This window comes from Fructilactobacillus sp. X2R5C2 (assembly GCF_059901375.1).
Genome location: NZ_JBWXUX010000001.1, coordinates 227,649 through 249,092, shown reverse-complemented (window position 1 = coordinate 249,092; position 21,444 = coordinate 227,649). Strand labels below are relative to the sequence as shown.

General features: G+C 41.7%; 23 protein-coding genes. 9 read left to right on the top strand and 14 right to left on the bottom strand.

The genetic code is table 11. From position 1 onward, the window contains the following. Window positions 1-91: 91 nt before the first annotated feature. The 4 genes from AC6UD2_RS01360 (at window position 92) to AC6UD2_RS01345 (ending at window position 3,635) form a co-directional block, all read left to right on the top strand. The gene (locus tag AC6UD2_RS01360; RefSeq protein WP_500697767.1) at window positions 92-1,132 is read left to right on the top strand and encodes a ketopantoate reductase family protein; all 1,041 of its coding nucleotides are present in this window, start codon (window positions 92-94) and stop codon (window positions 1,130-1,132) included. 177 nt (window positions 1,133-1,309) lie between these two features. After that, entirely contained in the window at window positions 1,310-2,380 is a 1,071-nt protein-coding gene (locus tag AC6UD2_RS01355; protein WP_500697766.1) for a ketopantoate reductase family protein, read from the top strand. A 213-nt stretch (window positions 2,381-2,593) separates the two neighbouring features. Then, window positions 2,594-3,331, top strand: coding sequence for an acetoacetate decarboxylase (locus AC6UD2_RS01350; RefSeq protein WP_500697765.1), 738 nt, complete (start codon window positions 2,594-2,596; stop codon window positions 3,329-3,331). Between the two features lie 106 nt (window positions 3,332-3,437). Further along, window positions 3,438-3,635: a hypothetical protein gene (locus AC6UD2_RS01345; protein WP_147299372.1), complete on the top strand. Its 198-nt coding sequence runs from the start codon at window positions 3,438-3,440 to the stop codon at window positions 3,633-3,635. Between the two features lie 69 nt (window positions 3,636-3,704). Here AC6UD2_RS01345 and AC6UD2_RS01340 read toward each other — a convergent pair whose 3' ends face one another. Then, window positions 3,705-5,036 (bottom strand): replication-associated recombination protein A, encoded by a 1,332-nt coding sequence (locus AC6UD2_RS01340; RefSeq protein ID WP_500697927.1) that lies wholly within the window; start codon window positions 5,034-5,036, stop codon window positions 3,705-3,707. Between the two features lie 125 nt (window positions 5,037-5,161). After that, a complete protein-coding gene (locus AC6UD2_RS01335) occupies window positions 5,162-6,106 on the bottom strand; it encodes an NAD(P)H-binding protein (RefSeq protein ID WP_500697764.1) in 945 nt (314 codons plus the stop codon). A 146-nt stretch (window positions 6,107-6,252) separates the two neighbouring features. Here AC6UD2_RS01335 and AC6UD2_RS01330 point away from each other — a divergent pair, with 146 nt between their 5' ends. Further along, window positions 6,253-6,426: a hypothetical protein gene (locus AC6UD2_RS01330; RefSeq protein WP_156112319.1), complete on the top strand. Its 174-nt coding sequence runs from the start codon at window positions 6,253-6,255 to the stop codon at window positions 6,424-6,426. 47 nt (window positions 6,427-6,473) lie between these two features. Here the strand turns inward: AC6UD2_RS01330 and AC6UD2_RS01325 are convergent, their stop codons facing one another. Further along, window positions 6,474-6,995: an HdeD family acid-resistance protein gene (locus tag AC6UD2_RS01325; RefSeq protein ID WP_500697763.1), complete on the bottom strand. Its 522-nt coding sequence runs from the start codon at window positions 6,993-6,995 to the stop codon at window positions 6,474-6,476. Window positions 6,996-7,313: 318 nt separating this feature from the next. Between AC6UD2_RS01325 and AC6UD2_RS01320 the strand changes: the two genes are divergently transcribed. The 4 genes from AC6UD2_RS01320 (at window position 7,314) to AC6UD2_RS01305 (ending at window position 12,301) form a co-directional block, all read left to right on the top strand. After that, window positions 7,314-9,974, top strand: a complete 2,661-nt coding sequence (locus AC6UD2_RS01320; protein ID WP_500697762.1) for a YfhO family protein — start codon at window positions 7,314-7,316, stop codon at window positions 9,972-9,974. Window positions 9,975-10,056: 82 nt separating this feature from the next. Next, on the top strand, window positions 10,057-10,713 hold the full coding sequence (locus AC6UD2_RS01315; protein WP_010022459.1) for a histidine phosphatase family protein: 657 nt from the start codon (window positions 10,057-10,059) through the stop codon (window positions 10,711-10,713). 117 nt (window positions 10,714-10,830) lie between these two features. Then, entirely contained in the window at window positions 10,831-11,946 is a 1,116-nt protein-coding gene (locus AC6UD2_RS01310) for a glycerol dehydrogenase (protein WP_500697761.1), read from the top strand. Next, window positions 11,912-12,301, top strand: a complete 390-nt coding sequence (locus tag AC6UD2_RS01305) for an MmcQ/YjbR family DNA-binding protein (protein ID WP_500697760.1) — start codon at window positions 11,912-11,914, stop codon at window positions 12,299-12,301. The genes AC6UD2_RS01310 and AC6UD2_RS01305 overlap by 35 nt, the downstream gene beginning before the upstream one ends. Here the strand turns inward: AC6UD2_RS01305 and AC6UD2_RS01300 are convergent. The 11 genes from AC6UD2_RS01300 to AC6UD2_RS01250 form a co-directional block, all read right to left on the bottom strand. After that, window positions 12,285-13,067, bottom strand: coding sequence for an energy-coupling factor transporter transmembrane component T family protein (locus AC6UD2_RS01300; RefSeq protein WP_500697759.1), 783 nt, complete (start codon window positions 13,065-13,067; stop codon window positions 12,285-12,287). The two genes, AC6UD2_RS01305 and AC6UD2_RS01300, sit on opposite strands and share 17 nt — an antisense overlap. Continuing rightward, window positions 13,060-13,611 (bottom strand): biotin transporter BioY, encoded by a 552-nt coding sequence (locus AC6UD2_RS01295; protein ID WP_500697758.1) that lies wholly within the window; start codon window positions 13,609-13,611, stop codon window positions 13,060-13,062. The genes AC6UD2_RS01300 and AC6UD2_RS01295 overlap by 8 nt, the downstream gene beginning before the upstream one ends. A gap of 464 nt (window positions 13,612-14,075) precedes the next feature. Beyond that, window positions 14,076-14,423 carry a type II toxin-antitoxin system PemK/MazF family toxin gene (locus tag AC6UD2_RS01290; protein WP_039143182.1) on the bottom strand — a complete coding sequence of 116 codons (348 nt, stop codon included), beginning with the start codon at window positions 14,421-14,423 and terminating at the stop codon, window positions 14,076-14,078. Continuing rightward, window positions 14,423-14,689 carry an AbrB/MazE/SpoVT family DNA-binding domain-containing protein gene (locus AC6UD2_RS01285; protein WP_039143179.1) on the bottom strand — a complete coding sequence of 89 codons (267 nt, stop codon included), beginning with the start codon at window positions 14,687-14,689 and terminating at the stop codon, window positions 14,423-14,425. The genes AC6UD2_RS01290 and AC6UD2_RS01285 overlap by 1 nt, the downstream gene beginning before the upstream one ends. 67 nt (window positions 14,690-14,756) lie before the next feature. Further along, window positions 14,757-15,401, bottom strand: a complete 645-nt coding sequence (locus tag AC6UD2_RS01280; protein WP_010022470.1) for an amino acid ABC transporter permease — start codon at window positions 15,399-15,401, stop codon at window positions 14,757-14,759. Then, on the bottom strand, window positions 15,398-16,048 hold the full coding sequence (locus AC6UD2_RS01275; protein ID WP_039143175.1) for an amino acid ABC transporter permease: 651 nt from the start codon (window positions 16,046-16,048) through the stop codon (window positions 15,398-15,400). Before AC6UD2_RS01275 ends, AC6UD2_RS01280 begins: the two co-directional genes overlap by 4 nt. Next, window positions 16,045-16,908 (bottom strand): transporter substrate-binding domain-containing protein, encoded by an 864-nt coding sequence (locus AC6UD2_RS01270; RefSeq protein WP_039143173.1) that lies wholly within the window; start codon window positions 16,906-16,908, stop codon window positions 16,045-16,047. The genes AC6UD2_RS01275 and AC6UD2_RS01270 overlap by 4 nt, the downstream gene beginning before the upstream one ends. A 17-nt stretch (window positions 16,909-16,925) precedes the next feature. Then, complete coding sequence (locus AC6UD2_RS01265) at window positions 16,926-17,666, bottom strand: amino acid ABC transporter ATP-binding protein (RefSeq protein WP_039143170.1); 741 nt, start codon at window positions 17,664-17,666, stop codon at window positions 16,926-16,928. Window positions 17,667-17,866: 200 nt separating this feature from the next. Next, window positions 17,867-19,090: a DUF2075 domain-containing protein gene (locus AC6UD2_RS01260; protein ID WP_500697757.1), complete on the bottom strand. Its 1,224-nt coding sequence runs from the start codon at window positions 19,088-19,090 to the stop codon at window positions 17,867-17,869. Beyond that, on the bottom strand, window positions 19,083-20,492 hold the full coding sequence (locus tag AC6UD2_RS01255) for an MFS transporter (RefSeq protein WP_500697756.1): 1,410 nt from the start codon (window positions 20,490-20,492) through the stop codon (window positions 19,083-19,085). Before AC6UD2_RS01255 ends, AC6UD2_RS01260 begins: the two co-directional genes overlap by 8 nt. 23 nt (window positions 20,493-20,515) lie before the next feature. Next, window positions 20,516-21,277 carry a pyrroline-5-carboxylate reductase family protein gene (locus AC6UD2_RS01250; RefSeq protein ID WP_500697755.1) on the bottom strand — a complete coding sequence of 254 codons (762 nt, stop codon included), beginning with the start codon at window positions 21,275-21,277 and terminating at the stop codon, window positions 20,516-20,518. Window positions 21,278-21,444 lie beyond the last annotated feature (167 nt).

The window sequence follows — 21,444 nt, the reverse complement described above, 5'->3', positions numbered from 1 at the left end:
TTTTTTATTTCACTGAAAGCTTACATTTTTGACTTTCCATTCTCACAGCCACATACTTCTTTTAGATTAAAAAGAAAGAAGTATGATAAAAATGAAAATTGCAATCTACGGCGCAGGTTCACTTGGCACCATTATTGGTGCTTATTTGACCAAGGCGTATGGCAAAGATCACGTGGATTTGATCGCTGACAATCCCCAACACATCAAAGATTTAAACGAGAAGGGAGCCACCGTTACTGGGACCGCCAATTTTACGGTTCCCGTTTCCGCTAAAACTCCCGATGAATTGAAACCGAATGAGTACGATTTGGTGCTTCTCTTGACGAAGCAAACGCATAACGACGAAGTGCTGCCCAAGGTCAAAGAAGTGTTAAAACCAGATGGCACGTTAGTTTCGCTGCAAAATGGGGTTCCAGAAATCGCTGTTTCAAAGGTGATTGATCCTAAGAACATCGTAGCTGGATCGGTTGAATTTGGTGGAACGCAGCTCAATCACAATGAATCTGAATTGACCACCGCACAACCAGCCTTTGAGAATTCGGCGTTTCAGATTGGTGAACTCGACGGTAAAGATACGGATCGAATTAAGCAGGTTCAAGCGGTGCTGAATCACGTTGGTGGCACGGCCGTTTCTGATAACTTGCTGGGAACCAAATGGTCCAAACTCTTAGTTAATTCATCATTTAGCGGATTGTCGGCGGCCAGTGATGCAACGTTTGGTCAGATTGCTGACAGTGAAATCGGTTTAAAGGCGGCACTGAACATTGTCAATGAGGGCTTGAAAGTAGGTCATGCTGACGGTGTAAAATTCGCCAAAATGGGCAACCATGATCTGAGTTCATTGTCCATGGATCACCGTAATGATGAACCGGGTCAACTGGCATATCTCAGGTCAGCCATGGCAAACAGTAAGGACCTGAAAGCTAGTATGTTGCAAGATCTCGAGAAGGGTAATAAGACTGAGGTTAATGACATTAATGGGGTAATTGCTGATACTGGTAAAAAGTACGGCATTAAGACACCCTTTAATGATTTGATAATCAAGATTGTTTCTAACGCTCAGGACACGGGTAAATTACCCCAATTTGACGATACAATGGCACAATTTCAAAAGCTTCTAGATAATAAATAGTAAAAAATATGAGAGTATTTTCAACCTTAGTTTGGAAATGCTCTTTTTTGAACTTTACACAACCTTGTAAAATCCCCAGTCTAAGCGCTTTACATTGACTTTATGTGATTTACCCCACATACTTTTTCATGAGTCCACTAATCATTGGACTCGAATAACAGATGGGGAGTGACAAGCATGAAAATTGCAATTTATGGTGCTGGTTCACTCGGCACCATTATTGGAGCTTACTTAACGAAAGCATACGGTAAAAAACACGTTGATTTAATTGCGAATAATGATAAACACATTGGCGACTTAAATAGTCAGGGAGCCCATGTCAATGGATCGGCAGAGTTTAGAGTTCCGGTCTCAGGTAAGATTCCCTGCGAATTACACGCAAATGACTATGACTTAGTACTCCTTTTAACTAAGCAGCCTGATAACGATAAGGTGTTAGATGAGATTAGAAAAGTATTGAAACCCGATGGCACGTTAGTTTCACTGCAAAATGGGGTTCCGGAAGCTACGATTGCGGAGGTAATTGATCCAGAACAAATGGTTGCTGGTTCCGTGGAATTTGGTGGTCGAATGCTTAAAAATAACGAGGCTGAGATTAACACGCTTCTACCCGCATTTGAGAAGAACGCCTTTCAGATTGGAGAGTTGAACGGGAAAGACACTCTACGGATTCGTATTATCCAACACGTTTTAAGCTTTGTTGGCGGAACGCGAATTTCGGGCAATATCCTGGGAGCCAAATGGGCTAATTTATTGATTAGTGCATCCTTTGGTGGCCTTTCAGCCGCTGGCAACGTCACCTATGGGCAAGTCGCAAACGACGCGATTGGCTTAAAGGGTGCGCTGCACCTTATCTCTGAGGGACTGCAGGTTGGAGCCACTGAAGGAATCAATTTTGCCAACATGGGTGAGTACGATCCCTACGACTTCGCTTTGAACGGTCAGTACGATGAGGACATGCAACTAAACTGCCTTAGAAGGGCGTTTACTGAAAATCGCAACCTGAAGAGCAGCATGCTCTATGATCTGAAACGGAATCGTCCGACGGAAGTTTATGACATTAATGGTTTAATCGCCAGCAAAGGACGTAAGCACTACATTGAGACGCCCTTTAATGACCTCATTATTCAAATTATTGACAAAGCTCAGGATACGAACACGATTCCAGATTTTGCCGACACGAAAGACCGTTTTGCCGACCTTATGAGCAAGGAATTTGCTAGAAAAGCCCCGCCCATGATCGTTTAAGTAATTCTATTTACAATTACGGTGAATCTCTAAGTTTATTTTAGAGATTCACTTTTTTTATATTTTCATTAACCTACTAATAATCCCAGTCTAAGCGCTTTGTTTTGACTTTCACTTACTCACGCAACATAATTTTACTGGATTCAACTTTTTTGAATTCGAAAGATACGAGAAAACGTGGGAATATACATCAATAAGAAGTAGGTAGAGATTATGAAAAAAGAGGAACTATTAAAAAAAATCACGACCCCCATTAATGATCCAGCTTTTCCAGAAACCAAAGTTTCATACATTAACCGGGAGTTTGTCTGTTTTAGGTACAAGACGGATGGGGATGCTTTAAAAAAGATTCTCCCAGAACCACTCAAGCCGAGGGGAAACCAGGTTAAGTTTGAATTTATCAAGATGCCAGACGCTACTGGACGTGGTAGTTATACGGAAGCTTGTCAGATCATTCCGTGCACCTTTAAGGGTAAGATGGGAGAATTTACTTTAGCCATGTACGTTGATAACTTTCCTTCGATTGCCTCGGGAAGAGAAACCGCTGCCTTTCCTAAGAAGTTGGGGAAACCACGGGTTTACATTGACGGTACCGAAACCCTAGCTGCAACACTGGACTACGGATCCTTACGTGTTGCTCAGGGAACCATGGGATACCGATACCAACCTATGGACCTGATGACTGCGGAAGATGAACTGACGCAACCTAATTATCGATTGAACATTATGCGCGACTACGATGGATCTCCCCGCATTGTTGAGCTGACGGAGAGCATGATTACTAATCTGAACGTGAAGGATGCTTGGACCAGTCCAGCCCGTCTGCAGCTCTTTGAGCACGTTCATGCTCCGGTGGCTGATTTACCTGTCAGAGAGATGGTGGGCGGAAGTGACATTATCGCTGACCTGACGCTTCCACAACCGAAGAAAATTTATGATTATCTCAACTAAACTGAATATGTAATATTATGAATCTCTAAAGTTACTTTTAGGGGTTCATTTTTTGTGGTTAAATATACTATATGTTAAAAATGATTATTTGAAAGAAAGGTGAAAAATGACTGTCGCGATCTCAATCTTTATTTTTCTGTTCTTGGTCTGGTTATTGTTTGAATTTATTAGTAGTACTGCCTGTGGTTGTCTCCTACTAATGTTTCTGTTAGCTGCTACCATTGGATTATTTGCGGCTAATTTCTGGATCCTTGGCATCATCATGGCGGTCTTAATCACCGTTGGAGCGTTATTTAATCATTAAGGACTTGTTTTGGGTAAATTAAAAGCTTTCAGTTCCAATTATTGGGCTGAAAGCTTTTTAAGATGGAAATTAATTTTTGGGATCATGTTCTTGATGCCATTTTTTGATTTGTTCCAAACGTTCTTTAAACCGAACCTCATGTCCTTGACTGGTCGGCTTGTAGTACACGTGACCAGCAGCTACGGATGGTGGCATCGTCTTCATGGTGGTTAATTTATCCTTATAGTTATGAGCCAGTTCGTAGCCCTTCCCATAGCCTAAGTTTTTCATCAATTTTGTTGGAGCATTTCTGATTTGAAGTGGTACCGGGTCATCGGCGGTTTCTTTGACGTCTTTGGCTGCTGCCAAGCGGGCCTTATAAAGGGCATTTGATTTGGGAGCCAGTGACAGGTACGTAACGGCTTCAACGAGGTGGACGTCACATTCGGGCATCCCCAAGAACTGACAGGCCTGAAAAACATTAATGGCAACGTTTAAGGCGTTCGTGTCAGCCAAGCCAACGTCTTCACTCGCAAAGCGGACTAGTCGACGGGCGATGTATAGCGGATCTTCTCCACCATCTAACATCCGTGAAAGCCAGTAAATGGCGGCGTCAACGTCACTGTTACGCATGGATTTATGCAATGCGGAGATGATGTTATAGTGCTCTTCACCGCTTTTGTCATACAAGACGAACTTATTACTAATTAACGGTTTTAAGTCGTTGAGGGTAATGGTGGTTACGCCATCCTTTTGTTCGCCATTTAAGACTGCCATTTCCAGGGTGTTTAAGGCCTTGCGCGCGTCTCCGTTAGCAAAATCTGCAATCTCATTGATTTCATCTTTGCCGATCTGAACGTGTTGTTTCCCAAAGCCATTCGGATTCTTAATGGCATTGTTTAAAAGTGAGACGATGTCATCAGGCTTTAAAGCGTGTAAGACGAAGACCTTACAACGTGACAACAACGCTGAATTCACCTCGAACGATGGATTCTCGGTCGTTGCTCCGATTAAGATGATGCTTCCTTGTTCAACGTAGGGAAGGAAAGCATCCTGTTGTGCCTTGTTAAAGCGATGAATTTCATCCACGAAAACAATCGTTTTCTGGCCTACTTTCTGATCTTGTTCAGCCTGACGCATGATTTTTTTAATTTTACTGATACTACTGTCGGCGGCACTAAAGCTAAAGAAATTTGATTGGGTCTTTTTGGCAATGATTTCAGCTAAAGTGGTCTTGCCAACTCCCGGTGGTCCCCAAAAGATCATGGAGGATACCTGATCGTTTTCAATTAATTCGCGTAAAATTTTGCCGTGGCCCAGTAAGTTCTGTTGGCCGACAAACTGATCCAGGTTCTTGGGACGAACCCGGCTTGCGAGTGGTTCGTTTTGATCTGGATTGGCAAATAGGGATTCCTGTCGCATTTGATCACTTCGATTCTCAGAATGAATCTGATTGGTAGTGTTAATAACATTCAAGTTAGACCACTTGACTCAATCATGCAATCGATGGGACTAAAAAAACTCCCTTTCATCGAGGGAGTTTGGTTTTAAATTTCGTATGATGGTTTATCTGACAGTAGATCTTTGACCTGCTCATCAAGAGTGGGAAGGGGTCTACCGATGACCTGAGGTAGATCGGGATCATTGTCCGTGTTGTTTTCTAAAATTTCTTGGTGAGTCATACCAAACTTCACGGCCTGCTCGTCAATGTTTTCGTCAAGGACACCAGCACGAATCATGTCCTGAACGTTGACCATGAAATCAATTGAGCCTGATTCAAAGCCCCGTTCAGCCAGTGCTTTGCGATAATTTTCGTCGTTTAACAGTTTAACTTTAAAATCCTGGCTGGTGTTAGCGATCACTGAAGCAGCTAGATCAGCGTAAGTGTGTTCATTTCCGTAGAATTCGTAGACGTCTTTCGTCTTTTCATCACTGGCCAAAACCTTGGCAGCGGCATAAGCGTAGTATTTTTCTTCTGCCCAGCCAACCTTACCGTCGCCAGCTGAGAAGATGAAGTCTTCACCGTTAGCGGACCGTTTGATGAGGTCAGCATCGTTTTCTAGATACCAGTTATTGCGTAGAAAGGAATGCTTAATTCCGGTATCTGCGATTAATTTTTCGGTTTTAGCATGATCCTCAGCTAAGGGAACTTTGGCGATGTTAGCGTGGGGGAAACTGGTGTAGGCAATGAATTTGACCTTGGCTTTTACGGCAGCATTCACCACGTTTTCATGTTGAACGTAGCGGGGATGCTTGGGATCCGGTTGTGACGAGACAAAAAGGAGCTTATCAATTCCATCAAACGCCTTGTCCAGACTTTTGGTGTCGTTGTAATCACCCCTTCTGATCTCAACTCCAGCGGGATACATTTTTTTGGCCTTCTCGGTGTTTCTTGCGATCACGACGATGTCTTCAACTGGCACCAGTCGGATTAAGCCCATAATTGCACGTTCGCCGAAACGACCTGTTCCAGCGGTAACTCCATATTTCATAATGATTTCTCCTTCGTCTTCGTTACTTAAAAATTAGCATTAATCTTTTTAAAAGGCAATTAATCCATTTTATGAAATGATTATTTATGAATGCCTTCGTGATAATGATATAATAAGAACGTATAAACAGAAGAGGAGGGTTTAGTATGAGTGACAGAAGACCTAGTGAAAAACAAGAAAAAGACTTATTGCATAAATTAGAAAAAGACGATCATAAAAAGGATCGTGGCCATGAAAACCGTTCAACTAAGGGTAAAGAAATCCATAAACACATTGAACGTAGTGACCGTCCTGAAGAACCAAACAAGGACCGTAAATAATTAATGGCATAAAAAAAGATCGCGAATTCGCGATCTTTTATTTTGGCCTAGAATGAACGAACAATTAACAAAATTCCGAAGAACATGAAGTAGAATGCTACTAGGAATAATGCAACGGACATTGCCATGGCTGGTTGGAATAATAGGGCAATCCCTAAGATTAAACCAACGATTCCAAGGATAACTTCAAACCAGAAGTAACCCTTGTGGTTTCTCTCAGCAAAACGACTGTACCATAGTTCGAACAGTGAATCGACGATGAACCAGATTGATAACATCAGCCAGATGTAGATTCCACCAACGGCTGGATCTAAGAAGATTAAGATACCAATGATGATATCAAGTACACCGTTAATGATTAGCCAAACTGGTGACATTCCTAATGATCGGTCCAGTTGAGAAATTTCAGCGATCTTGAAGATACCTTCAACGATCGATAGGATAGCAATTACGAAAACCAATGCTTTAAATGAGTTCAATGGATTTTTTAAAATGAAGAGTGACAAAATCACACTCAGGATTCCAATAACCAATGAAAACGGATCAAAGCCCTTTGTTTTACTAAACATATACACACTCCTTTTTTATTTATTAGCCTAAGCTTAAATTCATTTTACCAAAATTTAAGAAATAAGCCACCCTTTGAGATTTGGCGGGGTAGAATATTAGGAAGATTAATTGAAAAAGGGAATGATTAAGTGGTGATTTGACGTATCTTAGTACCGAAGCGTTGGGAATTGGGCATGAACGGCTTGAATTGAAAAATTTAAACCATAAAAACATTTTTAAAAATAGTCACATTTGTTAGGTTGCGTCACAAAAATATAATACAATGAGATTTAGTTACATATTTTTACAAATACTTAATATAGAGGGAAATTTTATTTATGAAAAAGAAAATGCATGTTTGGAAATACTATGCGGCAGCGTTCATCATCCCAGTTATCGTTGCTTGTATCGTATTTGCCATTTATGGAATCACGCCGTTCGGTAATCATAACTTATTATTGAGTGACTTACTCACCCAATACATGCCATTTTTTAAGCTACTTCGTGATCAAATGCTGCATCATACTCTGAGTTCATACTCATTCTTGGTATCCATTGGTGACAATACGGTGCCAATCTATACCTATTACCTCATGAGTCCGTTGAACCTGCTAGTCTCGTGGTTCAGCGTGATTCACTTGCCAATTCTGATATCAATCATCATCTTGATTAAGATCGGTCTGATTGGCTGGTCAATGGCCTTCTTCTTGAAGGTAAAGTACCAAAGACAGGACATGATGCAGATCATGGCAGCCGTTGCGTACAGTTTATGTGGTTACGTGGCACTCTATTTCTACGATTTCATGTGGCTCGAAGCCTTGATGATTCTCCCACTCTTAACCCTTGGGATTGAACGTCTTTTCTATAAGGGCAAGTGGGGTGGTTATGTAGTTGCTCTGACAGCGATCATCATCATGAATTACTACATGGGATACATGTTATGTATCTACTCCGTAATCTACTTTGTTTACCTAGTCTTCTTGAATCGTCCTACTAAAACGGGCTTTTGGCACTATTTGAAGGTCCGCGGTTCCATGACGTGCAAGTACGTGATCAGTTCGATCATTGCTGCCTTATTATCTGGTTTCATGTTAATTCCATCAATTGTGGGGATGCTCTCGACTAGTAAAGGGCTCTTCAAGATTTGGGATTTTCTTCCGTACCCAAGGTTTAGTCCGGCTGTCTTCGCTAATTTAGGGGTGGGCGCCAACAACTTTATGGGACGCTTATCACATGACCCTAGTATTTTTGTGGGAACCATCTTTATCATGGGATTACTGGTATTCTGGTTCTCTAAAAAGATTTCGAAACGACAAAAACACGCTTCATTTTGGTTGGTGGGTGCCATTTTCTTAGGCATGTGGATTACTACCTTTAACACCATTTGGCACATGTTCCAAAATCCAGCGGGCTTCCCGTATCGTGAAGCCTTCATGTTTGGATTCGTAATGATTATGTTTGCCTACGAGGCCTATATTAATGGCGCGTTTAAGAATAATCGGGTTGTCATAACGGCTGGGTCGATTGTGGCTGGATTACTCGTGATTGGCTACATTTGCGCTGATATCATTATTTTCTTTAACCATATGCAACAGGTAAATAATCAGTTGATTGTTAGCAACACCCATCTGTTGATTGCCATAGTCTTTGTGGCACTGACGACCGGATTGCTAGTAGCCGCTAATCGCTATGGCAAGAAGATTTGGTACCTGATTTTCGCCGTTTTGTGTGTTGAAATGGGTGTCAACCTCTATCTTTCGCTTCAAGGCGAACTGGTTAACGGTGTCAGACAAAGTGCTTCGTTTGGTAATCAGAAGCGTTTTGAGAACGCCTATAACCAGTCAAAAGGAATTATTGATCGAAAGATTGATAATAAGAAGGACCAGACAACTTTCCATCGAAATGACGTCGACAATCAGATTTACAGTCATATTATTAATCAAGCCTATAATCAATATAATGATTCCATTATCTTTAATTTCAGAGGGGTAAGTGGTTACAGTTCTACGCTGAACATGCATACGCAGGACGTTCTCTCTAAACTTGGATTATCATCACGAAACGTTCGAAGAGTCAGTGTCATTGGTAGTTCACCCGTTACAGATCAACTGCTGGGGATTACTAATCATCTGACAATCTTGCCAAATGGGCAGGCCGTTAATAAGAAGGATAACCGATTTAGTGGTCTTGGTTATGCCGTTTCAGATCAGATCGTTAAGACGAAGCTGAAAAAGAACCACGTCTTCATTAACTTAAACAAGTTTGTCCAGCATGAAGCTGGGACTAAGAAGAAGTATATGTATCGGGCTCAAGTCACCGTGAATAGTTCCAATAAACGGCACTACAAGATGCCTACCTCTTATAACACGAAGTTAATGGACCAAATTGATGGATATGAGTATCATCTTACGATTAATCCAACCATTACCGGGAATCAGTACATGTACTTGGCTAATGCCAATTTGTATAATGATCAGATCTTCGTAAATGGTAAGCCGCTTCCTGACAGATACAAGATGCTTGGAACCGAAAATGTTTACTTGGGTCACTTTAAAAAGGGTGAAAAGTATACCGTAAAACTGGTTGTAACGGATGCAATCAAGGAGAAGAGCTTGCTTAGAAGCTTCTCTGGACTTGATAACGCTGCCTTTAATAAATTTGTTAATGAGACACAACTCTACAAGTTGCAAATTGATCATCCCGAAAACCTGAAACTTTCTGGATCTGATTTTACTGGTCACGTTAAGACCACGCCAAAACGAAACGTACTGATGTTGAGTATTCCGTACGATAAGGGATGGCATGTGACCGAAAATGGCAAGAAGGTCAAAACATTAATGGTTGGTGATGGAATGACAGGTTTGAAGTTGAAACCTGGAAAGCACACGCTTCACTTCCATTACCGAACTCCAGGACTAATTCTTGGATTAATTCTGACCCTGATTGGAATCATTGGCGCTTTCTCAGAGTGGTTCTTCTACCGCAAACGAAATAAATAAAAACTAGCATTCCCAAAACACTTTGGGAATGCTTTTTTGTTATAATTAGGTTAGTGTTAAGAAAACGAGTGAGGTAATAACAATGAAAGTAACTGCATATCTAGTACGACATGGACAAACTTATATGAACCTGTACAACAAGGTTCAGGGATGGATTGATTCACCGTTAACCAAGAAGGGTTTGGAAGACGCTGATAATGCTGGTGAGAGACTAAAGGACATTAATTTTGATGCGGCTTTTAGTAGTGATTCGGGACGTGCCATTCAGACCGCCCACCACATTCTGCAAGCTAACAATAATAACATCAACATCATTAGTTACCAGTTTCCAGAATTGCGAGAACAATTTCACGGATATTTTGAAGGAGAAAACCTGGAACAGATGTGGCAATTCGTTGGTGAACAGGTAAAGACCACGTCTGAAGCTGGGGTACTTAAGAATTTTGGTCTGGAGAAAGCTCGGGACTTGATCGCAAAGGCTGATTTGTATAATAACGCCGAAGACAACAAGACATTCTGGAAGCGGGTTGACCGTGGGATTGATCGAATTCGTGAAAATACGAAAGATGGCGACAAGATCTTGATTGTTTCTCACGGAATGACCATTCGTTCCATCGTTGACCGTTATAATCCAGCCTTGGATATCGGAGAACCAGCTAAGAATGGTAGTATTACCAAGCTGATTATTACCGATAAGGACATTAAGGTTGAGTACTTTAACAATTTAGGTAAGGTATAGAAAAAAGAAGTTGAGATAGATGTCTCAACTTCTTTTTTATTATGTAAATTTTTCAAATGGTTTACTTCATAGTTTGTGAATAATATAATTAAACCAACTTAAGAAGGAGTGATTGAGATGGTTAAATTATTTGCGAGTCCCAGTAACTATGTTCAAGGACCGGATGTCTTGATGCACAGCGCTGATCGCATTGGTAAATTTGGTAAGAAGGTACTGTTACTATCAAGTCCGTCGGTCTTAAAAATTATTGGTAATGACTTTGCAGAGTACTTAAAAAAGAACGATTTTGACGTGGAAGTGGTTAATTTTACGGGTGAATCATCAGAAAGTGAGATTGATCGGGTAACTAAGATTGGCCAAACTAACGGTGATAACGTTGTGATTGGGCTTGGTGGTGGAAAAGTCTCCGACAGTGCGAAGGCCATTGCGGATAACCTGAATACTACCGTTGTGATTGCACCAACGATTGCTTCTACCGACGCTCCGTGCTCGCGTCTTTCGGTGATTTATACGGACAATGGTCAGTTTGACCACTATCGCTTTTACAAGAAAAATCCTGACATGGTTATTTTGGATACGAAGGTCATCAGTCATGCTCCGGTGAAATTCTTGATTGCTGGAATGGCGGACGCTATGGCTACTAACGTTGAAGCAACCGACACCCGGAAGTCCGATGGGACTAACATGCTGGGTGGAAAATCGACTTTGGCTGGAGAAGCGATTGGACAAAAGTGTGAACAGACACTGTTCAAGTATGGAAGTCTAGCGGTAGCCTCAAATGTAGTGGGTTCGGCAACCCCAGAACTTGATAAGATCGTTGAAGCCAATACGCTTCTTAGTGGAATTGGGTTTGAAAGTGGCGGATTAGCTGCCGCACACGCTATTTACAATGGTTTTACGGCCTTAAGTGGGGAAATTGACCAATTATCCCATGGCCAGAAAGTTGCCTTTGGAACTCTATGTGAACTCGTCTTGACTGGTTCAGATCATCGGCGCTTCGAGAAGTATTTGAGCTTCGACTTAGAATTTGGGTTGCCAACCACGTTGGAAGACTTAAAATTGGGAACTGCCAGTGATGAAGAGTTAATGAAGGCTGCTACGCAGGCATGTGATCCAAGTGATACCATGGTTAATCTGCCAGTCTCTGTCACTCCAACCGACGTGATGAACGCCATGAAGACCGTCTCAGAATTCAATCATGAATATCAAGTCAAGAATGGACTTGGTGATTAAAATGCAGACACGTGATGATGTCATCAAATCCATTAAAAAGCAATTTGACATTGAACCAGATCATCCCTTTAAGGAATACCCACAGTACTTGGCATTTCGCCACAAGGACGACCAAAAGTGGTTTGCTCTGATTATGGACGTTCCCAAAGACCGCCTAGGATTAGATGGAACCGATGAAATTGACGTACTGGACGTGAAGGTAGATCCAGACGTTGCTGGTCTTTTGAAACAATCGAAGGGCTATTTACCGGCCTATCATATGAATAAGGAACACTGGATCACGATTGTGTTGGGTGACGTGGATTCAAAACAGGTTCAAAAGATGATAAAAGATAGCTTTAAAATGACCCAATAGTGAGGATTACTACTAAATAAATCGTGATGGCAAGTGAGAACCAACCATCTAATTTCCTAAAATGGGTTTCATGATAACGAGTGATTTTGGAATTAGTTGCGTAGCCGCGGGCGTCTAACGCGTCGGAAACCTTGTCGGCCCGATTGATAACAGTGTATAACAACGGAATGATGAGTTGAACGTGGAGTTGGATTTTCTTCGTTAGTTTTGCTGGAGAGAAGTCAACTCCACGACTGATTTGAGCGGTTTTAATGTCGTTTAATTCATTTAAAATGATGGGTACGAATTGTAGAGTGAGGGTCACCATGAGCGAAAGTTGTGCTACCGGAACATGGAAGAATCGCAGCGGACTGAGTAAGCGTTCCATTCCCTGTGCCAGTTCGGTTGAACTCGTGGTAAATGATAGGAGAGCGGCGACCAGGATCATGAGGATGATTTTGATACAAAGTTGAAGTCCATCCAACCAGCCACTGATGTTGACGTGGTTGAGACTCAAGTGGTGACTCGGAAAGATTCCATGATAAATTAAGATAAACACTAAGATGAATAAAATGGGTTTGATTGAACTGAATGCCATTCCGAGTTTGATTTGGGCCAAGTAATACAACAAAAGTAAAACTAAAACGTTCATTCCGAGTTGAAATGGGGTAGTTGTCCACATAAAAGCCATGGTTATGATGGTGATGGAAATGAGTTTAGTCCGCGGATCTAACCGATTGAGAAATGAGTGGTTGTCAACGTATGAACCGAAGATAAAGTTATTCATGTTTAATTTGCGCTATGAGACTGATTTTTTTGGTGGCGACACAGATTAGACTAACAATAACGGCTTTGATGAAATCGCCGGGGATGAACGCGAGATTTGAAATCAGGGCAGCCATGACTGACATGTGAACAATTACTGAGAGATATAAGGCACCAAAAAAGTCGATCAGAATGATTCCACCAATAATATTCACAATGAGGTATTTCCAGAAGTTAATCTTCTTCCATAACTTTTCAACTAGGTAGCCGATGACAAAGGCTGCGATGGGCCAGATGATAAAGTATCCGCCAGTGGGTCCAGTTAGAATACCTAGGCCACCTCGTCCGCCAGAAAGGACTGGCAGACCAATTAGCACAAGGATTACCACCAGCAGGGAACTGATGAAGCCATTCTTCTTGCCAAGAAAGCTGCCTTGTAGCATGACGCCCATGCTTTGAAGTGTGATTGGGACTGGGATGAATGGCAGTGTGATTGGTGGAAAGAGGCCTAAAACGATGACGATGGCCGCAAATAATGCATCATAGACGAGTTCTTTGGTTTTCATGAGTAATTATCCCCTTAATAAGTGATTGAATGTGTTTAATTAAGGATAGCGATTAGATTATCATTCTACAATCACTTTTTGGGATCATTATCTTGACATAATGTTACGTAAGAACTTTGGCTTGGTAGTGTTGTAGACACATAATTAAATATGCAACTTTAGTTCCTTTAAAAGAATTATCTGGTGGTTTAGTTATTGACAAATTTTATCCTAAATCGTAAAATTAACATGTAATAAAAAAGGAAGAGATGTCCTAGCATCTCTTCCATATTCGCAAGTTTGGTGCGGTTTTTTGGGTGAGCTAATCAGTTATGATTAGCTTTTTTTATTATAGCGTACGCTTTGGCAAAATTAATTACTCTATTAATTATTTTATCTCATATGATAAATACACTAATTATTTTTACTAAGAATCAATCTGCAAAATAAAGAGGTCACACAGTTGTGTGACCTCTTTATTTCTTCTAAAAGAACTGTTTAATGTTATTTGTAATCTTTCGCATATCACGATCATCCAACTTTGCAACCAGCTTAGTTTCACTTCTAACTTCCATGTCCACGGTTCGAACGTGCTGTAACATGGCCGTTCCGTGAATTTTCTTGTTGTTAACCTGGAAGTAAAGCGGTGATTTAACGTACTTTTTTTCTTCTAAGTACTTCTCTGATGAACTAATTGGAATCACAATCACCGTGTTCATTAAACGATTGTAGTGATTGTTACTAACCACCAAACATGGCCGCTTTTTCTTCGTTTCAGTGCCAAGTGCTGGTTCAAGATTGACGAAGTAAATTTCGCCTTGTTTACAATTCATTAATCGATAACCTCCGACCCTTGGTCAGGACCCCAGTCCGTTTCGGGACTGCTGACATTACCGTATTTCTTTTCCTGGTCCTCCACGATTTTCCAGAAGTCCTCAAAAGACTCTTTGGGTGCAATCGTGATCGAACCATCTTTTTGAATCGTAAACTCAAGCTGATCGTTCTGCTTGAGATCGAGAATGTCACGGACAGTTTTCGGAATCGTGATTTGATTCTTACTTGTCATCGTGGCAGTAATTTTAATTTTGTTTGTAAACATGCACTAACCTCCCATATGCCCTCTTTTAATGTAGCTCAAAATTAAAAGAAAGGGAAGCGATTTGTGCTTAAACCATTCTTTTGTCAAACCATTTCGCAAGTAATGAAAGACCGTAGTTGATAATGAAGTACATGATCGCGATGGTAATGAACATGGGAATCATGTAGTTGGGGTTCTGTCCGTAAATAACTTGTGATCGGAAGGTTAATTCTGGGAGCACAATGGCAGTGGCCAACGAAGTGTCCTTAACTAGTGAAATGAATTGGGAGATAAGGGGAGGAATCGATTTCTTTAGAGCCTGGGGCAAAAGAATGTGCCAGAGGGTCTGAACCTTATTCATCCCGGTTGAGAGGGCTCCCTCAGCTTGATCAGCACCAACTGAGAGAAGACCACCACGGATAATCTCACCAACCATGCTGGCTTCAAAGACCGACATGGCAACGACGGTGGCCGCAAAAGCGTTCAATTCCACTCCTAGCTTTGGTAAAGCAAAGAAAGTGAAGAAGATCAGAAGCAAGAGGGGCAGGTTTCGAATGGTATTAGAAATGAACCGAACCGTTTTGGTGAAGTAGGGGACCTTTTCAAATAGAATGATTCCAATTAAGGTTCCTAACACGAAACTGATTAGGATTGAAATTACCGAAACTACGATGGTGACAACTAGACCACCCAGTAAGTAATGCATGTTAATTAAACTAAATGCTCCACTCATTCTGTGGCACCCCCATTCACTTTACTTTCAATGATGCTCATGCACTTAGAAACGGAGACGGTGATAATCAAGTACATAATTCCAACGATGATGTAGGTGTTGAACGGATCTAGGTTTGCACCCGAAATAACGTTGGCTTGATACATTAAATCAAATCCGGCCACGAATGACAGAATCGATGAGTTTTTAACTAGATTAATGAATTGGTTTCCAAGTGATGGAATTGCCAGTTTAAAGCCTTGTGGCAAGACCACCTGAACCATGGCCTGAGTGTACGTAAGTCCGTTGGCTCGAGCCCCTTCCATCTGGCCTGGATCAACCGAGTCGACTCCACCTCGGATACATTCAGCGATGAAGGCGGAGGTATAGAGGATCAGACCGATGGTTCCGGACCAGAATCCTGAAATGTGAAAGTCAGCGGCGACCACCACGTAGAAGAAGAGGGTGATAACTAGGAGTGGGATGTTACGGAAGAATTCCACAAACGCACTCCCAATGAACTTCAGAAATTTATTGGGCGCCATCTCTAGGAGGGCGAAGATGGTTCCCAAGACTAAGGATCCTACTAGGCCAACGATTGAGGACAAGATGGTGATCCAGAAGCCGTCTAATAGGGTTTTCCAATTTTCAAGAAAGATATTTATCATTTTTCTAGACTCCTCCAATCTAATCCAGGAACGTTTGAGAACCATTTTTTAATCAATTTGTTATAGGTACCGTTGGCAATGACTTGTTCCAATGCCTTGTTCATGGCGGACTTTAATTCTGGTTGATTCTTGTTCATGGCCAACCCGTAAGGCTGGTTGGTAAATGGTTTTCCAACAACTTTGGTGGATCGATTTTGATCGGCTAAACCATATAAAATGGCGTTATCGGTGGTAACGGCAACACCTTGACCAGACTCAAGGGCACTTAGGGCCTGAGAGTTATCTGGCATTGAGATGACTTTAGCCTTGGGTGCGAACTGCTTCATGGTCTGAACTGCAGTGGTCCCAATCGTGGTGATCACGGTGTACTTCGGACTGTTTAACTGCTTAATGTCTTTGATTGGTGAATCTTTTTTAACCAAGATGGATTGTCCAGCCGGGAAATACGGTTTAGTAAAATCAATCACTTTGGCACGTTCAGGGGTGATAGTCATGGTAGCGGCGACCGCCTCTACCTGATGGTTCTTTAGTAACTGAATTTTCGAATTAGTGGTAACCGAAGTGAATTCGGGCTTAATTTTCGTTCCAGCGTTTTTAGCCATTTGGGCGGTAATGGCACGTGCCATATCAACGTCGAAGCCTTCACTTTGACCAGTTTTCGGACTGATCAGACCAAACAAACGCGTATCACCCTTTACACCCCAGCGCATCACGTGACTACTTTTAATTTTATTATAGTCGTTGCTGTCGACTGCCTGGTGCTTTTTGGCCTCAAGGCCGCCGAAGATTCCGCCGATGATCACGATGACTAAGACGATAGAGGCAATTAAACCCACTCGTTTTAACTTAAATTTACTCATGGAATCTACCTCACTTTTTATTTATGTTCAACTTGTGATAAGAATTTGCGAGCTCGTTCGGTCTTCGGGTGATCGAAAAATTCGTCGGTCTTTGAGTTCTCAAGAATCTTACCATCAGCCATAAAAATGACCCGATCGGCGACGGCTTTCGCAAAGCCCATTTCATGGGTTACAACCAGGGTAGTCATGTCCGAGGTATTAGCGATGTCTTGCATGATGTCTAAAACACTACCAACCATTTCGGGGTCGAGGGCAGAAGTGGGTTCATCAAACAACAGCACCTTTGGATCCATGGCTAGTGATCTAGCAATGGCGATTCGTTGTTGCTGACCACCAGAGAGCTGAGCTGGGTATTTCGCACCTTGGTCGGGTAAATCGACCCGTTCAAGGAGTTTTTTTGCGACTTTTTCGTTTTCAGATTGCGGTCGCTTCAAGACGATGCGCGGAGCTAGCGTAATGTTTTCTGTGATGGTCTTGTTGTTGTAGAGATTGAAATGTTGAAAGACCATTCCAACGTCGGTTCTAAGTTTATTTAGATTAGTTTTGCTACTCGAAAGATCCTTTCCATCCACAATTAATTGTCCCTGTTGAATGGTTTCGAGTCCATTGATGGTTCTAAGTAGGGTTGATTTACCGGATCCAGATGGTCCGATTAGCACGACATTTTCACCTTCGTGAATGTCAAGGTTGATATTGGTTAAAGCGTGAAATTTGTCATAGTATTTTTCTACGTTTTTGAATTGAATGATTGATCCCATTAAATTGTCCTCCTTCTTACATAAACTCCAAAAAACGTGTTTTGGGGTTAAGACTAGATTATACGCATTGAAAAGAAATTACTAGCATTGATGACACATTTTGTTACACAAAGATGAATTTTTTTAAAAGATAATGAAAAAAAGTCCCCAAATTTTTATAAATTTAGGAACTTAATTTCAAACTTATTTTTTGAATTTTACTACTTTTTTATTTGTTGAAATGACTTCATTAATGCTTTCCTGAGTTCTGGATCATGCGCAAAGATGAAGGTTCCGTAGACGCCTCGTTTCATTAAAACGTTAACGGAATTGAGGATAATCTGTTTGCGTACTTCTTTGAACTCCTCGGGATCTGTGATGTCTTTACGATGCTTCTTACTTTCAACGTCGGTTTGTTTACTTAGATCGACCTTAATTTGATGATCGCTAGGATCAAGATAGATCGGAGGACCCAGAATGATGCCCACGTAGTTCAGGTCAAACCCCTGACAGGTGTAAATGGAGCCTACCTCATCAATGGTTTGGGGAATTTCTGCCCAGGGAGTACTGGTGTAATTGTACTGATCCCACGGCATCTTAAAACCACCACGTTCTCTGATGTAATGTTTACCACCATCTAACGTTGAGGGGTAACCAGTAGTTGAAACAATTCGTGATAAGCCAACCTTGTTATTTTTCCGGACGATTTCCTGTCGCATTTGTTCGGCATCGTCAAAGATCCGAAAATCATAACCATCGTCAGTATCCTTTGGAATTGGCAACAATTTACCAGCGGTGAACTCGTTCATCCAGTGGACCAAATCAGGCTTGGCAGTCATCCGAAATTGATGGGTTAGCTGGTAACTTTCGTGATAGTAAGGAGCAAGAAGCTTTTTTAAACGACTTTGATCCCAGTAGCACTTGGTTCGTAAGACCTGATTCATGTCAAAGACGGCAATTACAACCTTGCTCGATTTGATAATCTCTTCTAACTGATTTTCCTGGTAGAAGTTGTTGTAATGGTCAGGTGATGAGAGTAAGAGGTGAGCTTCATCAACAATGACCACGTCAGCACGTTCGTCTTTTTTATGCATTTGGTTAATAAACGAGGTTGGACGCATAAAGTTTTTCTTTAAGACGTTATTTTCTGATCCAGCAATCTGTTTGTAGACTTTCAAGATTTCGGGATGGTTGACCAAAAAATAATTCTTGGTGCCATGAAGTTTGCCATCCCTTCGTGCGGCTTGCTGAATGTTGAAGAAGAGTTGACTTAAAATCACGCTCTTCCCGGTTCCAGCGTCACCAAAGATGGTAAAAATCGAATGCTGTTTCTGATCAATTCGCTGATTAATAAATTGTTCAATTCGATCAATGAGCTGTTCCTGTTCGCCAGTCAATTCGTGGAGATTAGGAGCAAGCTTCTTAATTGCTTGATTGTTATGCATTTTGAGTGTTGTGCTTTCTTTGAATGGTCCAGTTGACCAAGGTTAAAATTAAACCAGCAACTGCTAAGACGAATAGTAAGAGGAAGTCCATGTGACCACCCATGATGGTTTTGGCAACGTACTGAGCGGCATCATGTGCTTGGTTCTGATTGAAGGCGTAGATGGTTGCTAGCACACTGGTACCAATTGAACCCGCATATTGTTGCAACATGTTGAACAAAGAGTTCACATCGGCTGAATCGGACTGAGGTGCCGTTTCCTGAGCGTTAGTAATGGTACATGAGAATGCACAGTTAAATCCAAATCGGAGAAGGGCAAACAGTAACATTAAAATGATGGTACTAAACATGGCGGTCATCGTACTAAACAAGAACATGGCAATCGTCAATAGGACCATTCCAGTGATGATCGGTTTGAAAGCCCCAAAACGATCGTAGACACCACCAGCAAATGGTGAGGTTACACCACCAATGATGGAACCAGGCAACAGGATTAATCCAGCAACCATGGCACTCGAATGGAGGACCGTTTCCGCATAAATCGGGATGACAAATGAAGCACCAATGTTGATGAACATCAACAAGAAGTAGTTAATGGCATTTAATGAGACCGTTGGAATTTTAAGGGGATGAAGTGACATTAGTTGGGAGTCACCGTGACCATTGAGGTAAATGAACAGTCCGAGGGTGATTAAACCAATGATAATTGGGATCAGTCCGCTCATGAAGGTTGCACCCTTAACGCCGAACTGGTTGGCACCCCATACAAATGAGAAGAGGGTGACAATCAGGAGGGCAAAACTGATGAAATCAAATCGTTTAGAAATTCCAGGAGCCTGAAGGTCGATACTCTTGAGCCCAATGAATAACGTGATTAAGACGATTGGGAAGGCGATGATAAAGATGTATCGCCATGAGAGTAGGGATGATAAGGTTCCACCATAGGTTGGACCAAGGGCTGGAGCAATTGAAATTACCATTGAGGCAATCCCAGTGTAGAAGCCAATCTTTGGTCGTGGAACTTCAGCGAAGATGATTTGGTACATCATGGGTAAAGAAAGTCCGGTGGCAGCGGCCTGAATTAAACGTCCGATTAAGAGTAACCAGAAGTTAGGTGCAATTGCACACAAGACGTCACCTACGGTAAAGGCTAGGACAGCGAAGACGAAGATCTTCTTTAGTGAGAACCTCTTAAGTAGATAAGCGGTGGTAGCCATCGTAATCGTTACCACTAATAAGTATCCGGTTGAAATCCACTGAACTAAATTCAATGAAATGTGAAAAATTTGGGAAAGTTCTGGGAACGTCACGTTCATTGAGGTTTCCAGTAAAATTCCACAAAATGATAATAACGCGGTTGCGAGGATCGCGATTTTGGTTTTTAAACTTACTTTTGAATCCAAATAATTTCCTCCATTAGCGTCTTTTATTGATTGGCGTCGTTAACTGCTTTGTTGACAGCGTTTCTAAATCCAGTTGCATCTAAAGCGACCACTCCCTTGATGGTAGATCCACCAGGTGAAGTAACTTGATCCTTCAGGGTGGCCGGTGAGATGCCAGTGTCTAACGCTAATTTACCGCTACCTTGCACCATGCTGGCCGCAACTTTAAAGGCGGTTTCACGATCAAGGCCATTTTGAACGGCTGCATCAGCAAGGGCATCCATAAAGACGTCGACAAAGGCAGGGCCACATCCGGCAACGGTACCAACGATACCCAGATTTTGGTTACTGGTCTTGATTAAAGTACCAAGACTAGCAACCACCTTTAAAGCAGTTTTTACGTCGTCTTCATTCGCATGATCTGATTCGCCAACGGCAATGCAACCCGCGTTGACGGCAACCGGGATGTTAGGGACGATACAAACTACCGAATTGTTTTTGTGAACGTTGTTAATTTCTGCCTCAGTTACACCCTGGGCAGCTGAAACAATGACCGTTTGGTCGGGCAACTTCGTGTTTTTTAAGACACTAACCGTAATGGGTGCCGGGGTTGTTACAAATAGCACGTTCAAATCGCTTGGAAAATCATCATCAACGATTGTGAATCCCAACGTCTTTGATAAATCTTTCAGTTCTGAGGTAACGTGGTGTCCTTTTACAAGAATGTCACGAGGGTCATATTTATTAACTAAACCCTTAATGATGGCGCTGCCCATGTGGCCGGCACCGAGTAATCCAATTTTCATGTATTTCACTCCTTAATTTACTATTATGATAATAATACATCATTGTTAATTGGTTATGTAAGGCTGAATTCGGAAACCACGGATTTTGTGAAAACTGATCATTATTGGTAAGCGCTTACAGCAAATGATATAATAAAAGTAGGGTTTTATGAATGAAGTACGAGAAA